An 8,179-nucleotide genomic window follows, 5' to 3' on the forward strand; every position below is an offset into this window, starting at 1 on the left:
CACGCGTCTACACCCGAGCGGGCTGCAGTACCTCTCTCAGCACGGCGGCGAACCCTTCGGGCTCACCGGGCATTCCGTACTCGTCGCCGAGGAACCCACCGTGGTTTCCGGGGAACCACGTCACATCCGTTCCGAGTCGTGCCGCGAGGGCTGCCCCACCCCGCGCTGCCATCTCCTCGGCGGACTCGCGCCCGGCTGCGGGGACGATCCGGGTGGATGCGGCGGAAAGAACATCGAAATCCGGTTCGTAGCCCGTGCACGAGAGGATGTTCTGGCCTACCAGCGGGTCGTCACGCGTGCCGTCGTCCTCGGTGGGGAGACCGAAGGCGGCCGGATCAGGTGCGGGTGCCTCGAAGTAGGCGTCCGACAGTTCACCTTTCCACCCGACCAGCGTGATGAACTTCGCCATCGCCGGGCCCATCCCGCTGCGCAGGTAGGTGTCGTGGATGTCGGCGCACGCCGCCGCCATCCGGTCGCGGTCGGGGAGAATGCCCGCAATCGGGGGTTCGTGTGCCACGAGGGTGCGCACGAGTTCGGGGTTGCCGGAGACCAGTTCCAGTGCGTTCACCGCGCCGCCGCTGGTCGCGAACAGGTCGACCGGTCCGGTTCCCAGCGCGTCGATCAGCGCAACCAGATCGTCGGCGTGCAGCCGCGGGGTCGATTCGATGGTGGTGTCGGTGCGCACGCCACGCCCGGTGCCGCGCGGGTCGTAGGTCACCACAGTCCGGTCGGTGAAGTACGAGGCCAAGGTGCCGAACGCACCGGCATCCATCGGCGATGCGGCGAGGATCAGGGTGGGAAACCGCTGCTCGCCGGACGAGGGTCGCACGTCGTAGACGAGCGACGCTCCGGGGACATCGAGCGTGCGGGTGTCGGGCTGGGTCATGGAGGCTCCTTCGATCCGGATGTACCCGTATCGACTCGGGGACGCCCGGAAACTCATCGACGCGTCCGGTTCCTCTGTGCCGTGCGCTCGCCTGCCGGGGAAGTCGCTGCTGCGGCGAGGATATGCGCGAGATCGCCGGGACGGCTCCACATGGGCCAATGCCCCGTCGGGAGGTCGACGACATCGACATCGCCGAGTGTCGACACCTCGGCGAACATGGGATGACCCGCGTCGGCCAGCTCCATTACCTGCGCGCTCGGGATCGAGCAGCACACCAGCGTGGTCGGGACGGCCCGACGCGCATCGTTGGTGAGCGTCACCATCCCCCGTATAACAGGACCGGGTTCCGGAACGGCCCCGGCTCGAAAGCGTTCGAGAGCCTCGGCGGTCAGGCCCTCGAGGCCGGCCTGCTCCCCGAGCGCGTCGAAGGGAGGTAGGGGAAATTCGTCCAGATCCCCGGGCGCATCCGGGGCGAAGACACTGCCGGACGCGACGGGCCCACTGTCGACCCACACCACTCGGCGGACGAGCTCAGGATGCCGATCGAGCACCAGGCTCACCGGCGCGTTGGCTCCGCTGTGCGCCACGATCACTACCGGCTGGGCCTCGGAAGCCCCAGCCCGAATCATGGTCTGTTCGATCGCGGCCGCCTGGTCGTCGAGCGTCCTGGACGCCCTCTCGGCGTCCCGCTCATCGAGGCCCGGAAGCGTCATCGGGATGGATCGCAGGCCGTCGGCGCTCAGATGTTCCAGCACCTCGTCCCATGCCCAGGCCCCCAGCCAATGGCCGGCGATCAAGATGATGGTCGGGCTACTCGCATTGTTCGTCACACCACGATGCTCTCGCGCCGGCAGGACAACGGTGTGTCACCATTTTTGACATGATTTTCTGCCGGGGTAGGACGTGAAGAGGGCGGAGCGACTCCACGCCCTGTCCGAGATGCTGCGACGCAGCGGACCGCGTGGATGCACTGCCGACCGACTGGCACAGGAGTTCGGCGTATCCGTGCGGACGGTCAAAAGAGACCTCACCGCACTCGAGAACAGCGGCGCGCCGATCTGGTCGCGCCCGGGCCCCGGCGGCGGCTACGGGCTGGTCGCCCGAGGCACCCTGCCCCCGGTCAGCCTCACCCCCGTGCAGGCAGTCGCGCTCCTCGCGGCAGTCTCTGCCGCACCCGATGCTCCGTACGCCGATCTCGCCTCGGCGGGCGTTCGAAAGATCATGGACGTACTCGATCCACAGACCCGGACGAAGGCCGATGCGCTGACCGGTCGCGTCTGGGTCAACTCGCCTCCACCGCCACTTCGCGCGGTCAAGTCGGCGCTCGAGGAAGCGATGGCCGAGCAACGGGTGGTGCGTATCCGCTACACCGCGCGTGACGGCGACACGACCACCCGGGATGTCGAGCCGGTCATGTTCGCCTCCACGAACGGCCAGTGGTACCTGATCGGGTGGTGCAGGCTGCGCAGCGCCATGCGGTGGTTCCTGGTGTCCCGTATCGAGCACGCCGCTGCAACCAGGATCGCCTGCAGCGGCCGTCACCTCGACGAGATCGGCGTTCCCCCAGCGACAGCCAGGCCGGTGAACGGACGAGGCGAGACGACCGAGGGTTCCGGAGCGAACAGCTAGGGAGCGTTCTGGGCGCGCCCGCGTCCGATGACATCGTCGCGGCGCTCGGCAACACGTTCCGGCGTGAAGTTCTCCATCCACTGCCGCGACGTCTCGTTCTCCACCTGCAGTGCCGGAGCGACGACATGCTCCTCCGCTCGGCGGTACGACGCGAGCAGTGTCCGCACGCCCACCCGGTCGTTGCCCGCGATGGTCGCGCCCAGATCCAGAGCGGCGCCGAGAAGCCGGTCGTGCTCCACCACCTCGGTCACCAATCCGACTCGCAGAGCTGTCTCGGCGTCGACGAAGTCTCCCGAAAGGCTCATGCGACGTGCGAACGCGCCGCCCACGGCGGCGGGAAGCCGGGAGGTCAGTCCCCAGCCGGGAAGCACCCCGACGCGCGCATGAGTGTCGGCGAACCGTGCGCGTTCGGAGGCAATGAGGAAATCGCACGCCAGTGCCATCTCGAGCCCGCCGGTGATGGCGGCACCGTTGATCGCGCCGATCACGGGTTTCGACAGTGGTCGCCACGGATGGCCGACGGGGATGCCGTCGTCCGACAGGCGGCCCAGGTTGCCGCCGGAGCCGCCGAGTTCGCGCAGATCCAGTCCCGCACAGAACGCGGGGTCGGTGCCGGTCAGGACGACGACGTCGGTCGCCTCGTCGGCGTCCGCCGCCGCGAGTTCCGTGCGCAGTACCTCGATCAGGGCGGAGCTCAGTGCGTTGCGCTGTTGCGGGCGGTGGAACGTGAGCACACGGGTGGACCCGTGTTGTGCGGTGAGCAGGATCGGCTCGGTCATGTTCGTTCCTTCGCGGAGACGAGTTCGGCTGGCCTGCGGAGCGTAACGATCGCCGGGTCGTCCCGTCACCGATGACGTCCTGCCCGGCGTGGCGTTCCACTGGGCTGAATCGATGTGGCCGCCGCCACAGCAGCCTTTCTACTCTCGCGGTATCCGAGGAAGGGAAACGCCTTGATGCAGTCGCTCGACTGTCGCGCCTGTGCGGCCCGCGTACACGTCGCGAAATACAGCCCCGCTCATACGAGCATCCAGTGGACCGACTCCGCCCGCGCGGCCTGCCACGAAATCGCGGCCGCTCGTGATCTCGATCCCGCCGCATACGTCATGCGGTGTGCAGCATTGGATTGCACGGTCGACGAGGCGGTGTCGGAGGGAAAGCTCCGCGCGACCACGAGGGTCGAACCGTCCGTCCGGCCCCTCGCTTCCGAGGACACCGTCACCGCAGCCCGGTGACCACCGTGTCTGTCAGATTCCGCTCGCTCCGCCCGTACACCTCTTGGAGACCAGAATGACCGTCCAGCAGGATCGTATCGAGATCCGCAATATCGACACCGGCACCAACCCCACCCGATTCGCGCGAGGATGGCACTGTATCGGCCTCGCCAAGTCGTTCCGCGACGGAAAGCCACACCAGGTCAAGGTGTTCGGCACCGACCTGGTGGTCTTCGCCGACACCTCCGGAACACTTCACGTGCTGGACTCGTACTGCCGGCACATGGGCGGCAATCTCGCACGCGGCGAGATCAAGGGCGACACCATCGCCTGCCCGTTCCACGACTGGCGCTGGAACGGTGAAGGCCGCTGCGAGGCAGTGCCTTACGCGCGCCGCACCCCGAAGGTGGCGCGCACCAAGAAGTGGACGACGATGGAGCGCAACGGCGTGCTCTTCGTGTGGAACTGCCCGCAGGGCACCGAGCCGACGCCGGAACTCGCGATCCCCGAGATCGAAGGCTACGAGGACGGGCAGTGGTCCGACTGGACCTGGACGACGATCCACGTCGAGGGCTCGCACTGCCGTGAGATCGTCGACAACGTGGTCGACATGGCGCACTTCTTCTACGTGCACTTCCAGATGCCCGAGTACTTCAAGAACGTCTTCGACGGCCACATCGCCGGCCAGCACATGCGTTCGTACGGGCGCGACGACATCAAGACCGGCGTCCAGATGGATCTTCCCGAGGCACAGACGATCTCGGACGCCTTCTACTACGGTCCGTCCTTCATGCTGGACACGATCTACACCGTGTCCGAAGGTAAGACCATCGAGTCCAAGCTCATCAACTGCCACTACCCGGTGACGTCGAACTCCTTCGTCCTGCAGTTCGGCACGATCGTCAAGAAGATCGACGGTATGACGGACGAGCAGATGTCGGAGATGGCGACGCTGTTCACCGACGGTCTCGAAGAGCAGTTCCAGCAGGACATCGAGATCTGGAAGCACAAGACGCGTATCGAGAACCCGCTCCTGACCGAAGAAGACGGCCCGGTGTATCAGTTGCGGCGCTGGTACAGCCAGTTCTACGTCGATGTCGAGGAGGTCACTCCCGAGATGACCCAGCGCTTCGAGTTCGAGGTCGACACGAGTCGTGCCCTCGAGTCGTGGCACAAGGAAGTCGAGGAGAACCTCTCCGCCACAGGGGAGTAACAGCCGGAGCCGTCCCACCCGCCGGGTGGGACGGCTCAGTTGTGTCGACGTCGCAGGCCGTCGACGAATACCGAGATCACGGTGCGCGCCAGATCGGCTGTCGTCGCGTCGGGACCGGACCGGAACCAGCGCGACGCGTGCCAGACGGCGTCGTAGAGCAGTTCCCGGAACACTTCCGGGTCGATATCCGAACGGAACGTGCCGTCGGCGACGCCGTCGGCGATCGCCTCGCGCCACGCGACTTGCATGGCGTCGGCCGTCTCGACCATGTCGGCTTCGACGACGCGTTCGCGCATGTACTCGCCTTCGCGTCGCCAGATGGACGTCGCCCCGTGGTACTGCTCGCTGGTCGCCAGTGCGATCTCGGCGAGTGCTTCGAGTCGTTCGACGGGGGGCAGGTTGCGCTCCGTCACCTCGGCGCAGCGCGCCGTGAGGTCTTCCAAATACTCACGGATGAGTTCGGTGACGATCGCTTCCTTCGACGGAAAGTAGTGGTAGAGCGCTCCGGAGTACACACCGACAGCGTCGCCGATCTCGCGAATCGTGGTCGCCGAGACACCTTTCCGAGAGAAGATCTCCGCCGACCGGTCGAGGATCTGCCTTTTGCGTTCGTGTGGATCCACTTCGAGCCTCCTGCCGTCGGGCACCGGCGTACCTCGGCAGGCCATTGTGCCAGACCCCATTGATCAATTGATCAATGGGGTCCCATCCCTCACGCTCACCAGGAGTATGTATGACAAAGTCGCAGACGGTCGCACCGGTCCCGAACACGGTTCTGGCGGGCGAAACAGCCCTCGTCACTGGTGCCGGGCAGGGCATCGGCCGCGGCATCGCCCTTGCACTCGCTGCCGCCGGTGCGCAGGTCGCCCTGGTCGGGCGCACGGCACGGACACTCGACTCGGTCGCCGACGAGATCACCCGCCGGGGCGGTATGGCGCAGCCCTACGTGTGCGACGTGACCGATGCCGAGGCGGTCGCGCGGCTCGTTCCGGCTGTCGCCGAACGTTTCGGCGGAATCACCGTGCTGGTCAACAATGCCCAGACCCCGGCGCCCGGGCCACTGCTCGACCTGGACGAGGCGACATACCGGGAGTGCATGGAGTCGGGTCCTACGGCGACGTGGCGGATGATGCGCACGTGCCACCCCTACCTGCGCGGGCACGGGGCCGTCGTCAACCTCGGGTCGGCGGCCGGAATCCGGTGGAACCCTTCGGGCACCGGCGGATACGCCGCGGCGAAGGAAGCCGTCCGGGTACTGACCCGCACCGCGGCGTGCGAATGGGCCGGCGACGGTATCCGCGTCAACGCGATTCTGCCGCTCGCGAATTCGCAGCCGATGGAAGAGTGGGCCCGCGCTGATCCCGACGCCGCCGCGGGGTACCTCGACACCGTGCCCCTCGGCCGGCTCGGCGACCCGGAAACCGACATCGGCCCGGCGGTGGTGTTTCTGTGCAGCGACGCCGCGCGATACATCACCGGTCACTCGCTGCCTGTCGACGGAGGGCAAGCGCTGGTGCGGTAACGGCGCGGTGTGCCTCGCATTCACCCCACGCGGCGTTGTGGGGTGGTGGTCCGGGAGAGGCTGCGCCAGATCGTGCGGGCAGCCACTCGAACCGGCGTCGTGAGGTGGACGGCGTCCACCTTGTCGGCGGCACCGGTGACGGACACGGCACCTATGTAGGTGCGCCCGTCGCCGATCGGTGCTGCGACGCACGCGATTCCGGGAATCGATTCGCCGCGCTCATGGGCCACGTGCCGCTCCCGGATCCACGCGATCTCGTTGCGCAGCCGTGCTGCGTCGATACCCACCGGCGGAGCGAGTTGCTCCGCGGTGGACGTCCCGGCGGGGTCGAACCGGGTGTGCGCGATGAGTGCCTTACCCAAGGCAGTCCGGAAAGCCGGTTGACGTCCCCCGATGCGCGACGGGACGGGTACCGATTCCCGGCCTACCTTGTCCAGGTAGCGCACTTCGCTGCCGTCGAGGACTGCGAGGTGGACCACCAGTCCCGTCACGGCGTGCAGTTCGTGGAGAACCGGGTGTGCGGCGCGGTGCAGTCCGTCGTGGTGCTGCGCGAGTGCGCCCCATTCGAAGATGGTGCGGCCGAGAGCATACGAGTGGCCCTCTCGCCGAACCCAGCCGAACTCCATCAACTGGGTGAGGAGCCGATGTGCCGACGACCTCGGTAGCCCTGTCCGAGAAGATAATTCGGACAGGGTGAGTTTATTGTTGGTCTGGAACGCATCGAGCAGTCCGGCGACGCGGTCGACGACAGCCGCGGGGAAGCCGTCACAGTTCCTCACGAAACCTCCATATCGATAGGGCACGCCGGCCCACCGGTATTGATCGATCGATCAATCAACCGAAGAAGACAGTAGCAGGGCAGCATGTTCTCGTGAAGAGGTTTCTTCAGGTCAGGAGTGCCGACACCGCGTCAGCGGCGCTGCGAACCAGCCCGCTCGCCCCCTCGGGAATGCGCCCCTGAGGGCCGGCCAGCGACAGTGCGGCGATCTCCCCGCAGCCCGCATCGAAGGCCGCGGCCACGCAGCGGACCGGATTTCCGCCGCGAACCACGCCCTCGGAGTAGAGGAAGCATTCGGAGTGGATGTGGTCCGACGGTGCGCCGTCCCGGTGGCGCAGCAAGGCGATGCCCGCCGCCGTCTCGTGCGTCGGTCGGCGTTGGCCGACGTGGGAGGGTATTTCGGTTGCCCAGCGCCCGCCGATCTTCTCGAGATAGAGCAGGCTTTCACCGTCCAGGACGGCCAAGTGGACCGCGAGGCCGGTCTGGGTCTGAAGGTCGTACATCGCGGGTAGGGCGGCCTTGTAGATGCGGTCGCGTTCGCGGGCCTGGGCACCGAGTTCGATCATCTTGGGGCCGAGGCGGTACGTGGTGCCGGTGCGGCTGATCCAGCCGACCTTCACCAGTTGCACCAGCATCCGGTGGGTCGTCGAGCGCGGAAACCCTGTGCGCTGAGCCAACTCGGTGAGGGTCAGGCCCTCGGCGGTGCGGAACGGTTCGAGCAGAAGTGTGACACGCCCCAGGACGGACTGGGGACTGTCGGATACGTCGGGCACAACGCCCTCCTCGGAACGGGATGCGGAGCGTGTTGATCGGTTGATCAATGGATGGGTACGACTGTAACGCGGAGGCGATCGGATGCACAGAAGCGGGGGGGGGGGGGGGGGGGGGGGGGGGGGGGGGGGGGGGGGGGGGGGGGGGGGGTGGGGGGGGCTAAAAAAAC

10 protein-coding genes are annotated in these 8,179 nt (G+C 67.1%); 4 read left to right on the forward strand and 6 right to left on the reverse strand.

Annotated features, from left to right (window positions below):
- Positions 1 to 7: 7 nt before the first annotated feature.
- Both ACLQ3J_RS05475 and ACLQ3J_RS05480 read right to left on the reverse strand, forming a co-directional pair.
- Positions 8 to 886, reverse strand: a complete 879-nt coding sequence (locus ACLQ3J_RS05475) for an alpha/beta fold hydrolase (protein ID WP_425902422.1) — start codon at positions 884 to 886, stop codon at positions 8 to 10.
- Between the two features lie 53 nt (positions 887 to 939).
- Positions 940 to 1,716: an alpha/beta fold hydrolase gene (locus ACLQ3J_RS05480; RefSeq protein ID WP_425902423.1), complete on the reverse strand. Its 777-nt coding sequence runs from the start codon at positions 1,714 to 1,716 to the stop codon at positions 940 to 942.
- Positions 1,717 to 1,789: 73 nt separating this feature from the next.
- Here ACLQ3J_RS05480 and ACLQ3J_RS05485 point away from each other — a divergent pair, with 73 nt between their 5' ends.
- Positions 1,790 to 2,515, forward strand: coding sequence for a helix-turn-helix transcriptional regulator (locus tag ACLQ3J_RS05485; protein WP_425902424.1), 726 nt, complete (start codon positions 1,790 to 1,792; stop codon positions 2,513 to 2,515).
- On the opposite strand, the gene ACLQ3J_RS05490 is transcribed toward ACLQ3J_RS05485, so the two are convergent.
- Positions 2,512 to 3,294: an enoyl-CoA hydratase gene (locus ACLQ3J_RS05490; protein ID WP_425902426.1), complete on the reverse strand. Its 783-nt coding sequence runs from the start codon at positions 3,292 to 3,294 to the stop codon at positions 2,512 to 2,514. The genes ACLQ3J_RS05485 and ACLQ3J_RS05490 overlap by 4 nt on opposite strands.
- 174 nt (positions 3,295 to 3,468) lie before the next feature.
- Here ACLQ3J_RS05490 and ACLQ3J_RS05495 point away from each other — a divergent pair, with 174 nt between their 5' ends.
- Complete coding sequence (locus tag ACLQ3J_RS05495; RefSeq protein ID WP_169651430.1) at positions 3,469 to 3,747, forward strand: hypothetical protein; 279 nt, start codon at positions 3,469 to 3,471, stop codon at positions 3,745 to 3,747.
- 55 nt (positions 3,748 to 3,802) lie between these two features.
- A complete protein-coding gene (locus ACLQ3J_RS05500; protein ID WP_169618934.1) occupies positions 3,803 to 4,939 on the forward strand; it encodes a Rieske 2Fe-2S domain-containing protein in 1,137 nt (378 codons plus the stop codon).
- A gap of 35 nt (positions 4,940 to 4,974) precedes the next feature.
- Here the strand turns inward: ACLQ3J_RS05500 and ACLQ3J_RS05505 are convergent, their stop codons facing one another.
- Positions 4,975 to 5,562 (reverse strand): TetR/AcrR family transcriptional regulator, encoded by a 588-nt coding sequence (locus ACLQ3J_RS05505; protein WP_425902428.1) that lies wholly within the window; start codon positions 5,560 to 5,562, stop codon positions 4,975 to 4,977.
- Between the two features lie 110 nt (positions 5,563 to 5,672).
- Between ACLQ3J_RS05505 and ACLQ3J_RS05510 the strand changes: the two genes are divergently transcribed.
- Positions 5,673 to 6,461 (forward strand): SDR family NAD(P)-dependent oxidoreductase, encoded by a 789-nt coding sequence (locus ACLQ3J_RS05510; protein WP_425902430.1) that lies wholly within the window; start codon positions 5,673 to 5,675, stop codon positions 6,459 to 6,461.
- Positions 6,462 to 6,481: 20 nt separating this feature from the next.
- Here the strand turns inward: ACLQ3J_RS05510 and ACLQ3J_RS05515 are convergent, their stop codons facing one another.
- Positions 6,482 to 7,240 carry an IclR family transcriptional regulator gene (locus ACLQ3J_RS05515; RefSeq protein ID WP_378528138.1) on the reverse strand — a complete coding sequence of 253 codons (759 nt, stop codon included), beginning with the start codon at positions 7,238 to 7,240 and terminating at the stop codon, positions 6,482 to 6,484.
- Between the two features lie 106 nt (positions 7,241 to 7,346).
- Complete coding sequence (locus ACLQ3J_RS05520; RefSeq protein ID WP_425902432.1) at positions 7,347 to 8,012, reverse strand: IclR family transcriptional regulator; 666 nt, start codon at positions 8,010 to 8,012, stop codon at positions 7,347 to 7,349.
- Between the last annotated feature and the right edge of the window lie 167 nt (positions 8,013 to 8,179).

It is taken from the genome of Rhodococcus sp. DT1 (assembly GCF_049844875.1).
Taxonomy (GTDB): Bacteria; Actinomycetota; Actinomycetes; order Mycobacteriales; family Mycobacteriaceae; genus Rhodococcus.

Bases quoted from the DNA above. Each gene is read 5' to 3' on its own strand.
- ACLQ3J_RS05495 (WP_169651430.1), top strand. From the start codon at position 3,469: ATGCAGTCGCTCGACTGTCGCGCCTGTGCGGCCCGCGTACACGTCGCG.
- ACLQ3J_RS05475 (WP_425902422.1), bottom strand. From the start codon at position 886: ATGACCCAGCCCGACACCCGCACGCTCGATGTCCCCGGAGCGTCGCTC.
- ACLQ3J_RS05510 (WP_425902430.1), top strand. From the start codon at position 5,673: ATGACAAAGTCGCAGACGGTCGCACCGGTCCCGAACACGGTTCTGGCG.
- ACLQ3J_RS05500 (WP_169618934.1), top strand. From the start codon at position 3,803: ATGACCGTCCAGCAGGATCGTATCGAGATCCGCAATATCGACACCGGC.
- ACLQ3J_RS05490 (WP_425902426.1), bottom strand. From the start codon at position 3,294: ATGACCGAGCCGATCCTGCTCACCGCACAACACGGGTCCACCCGTGTG.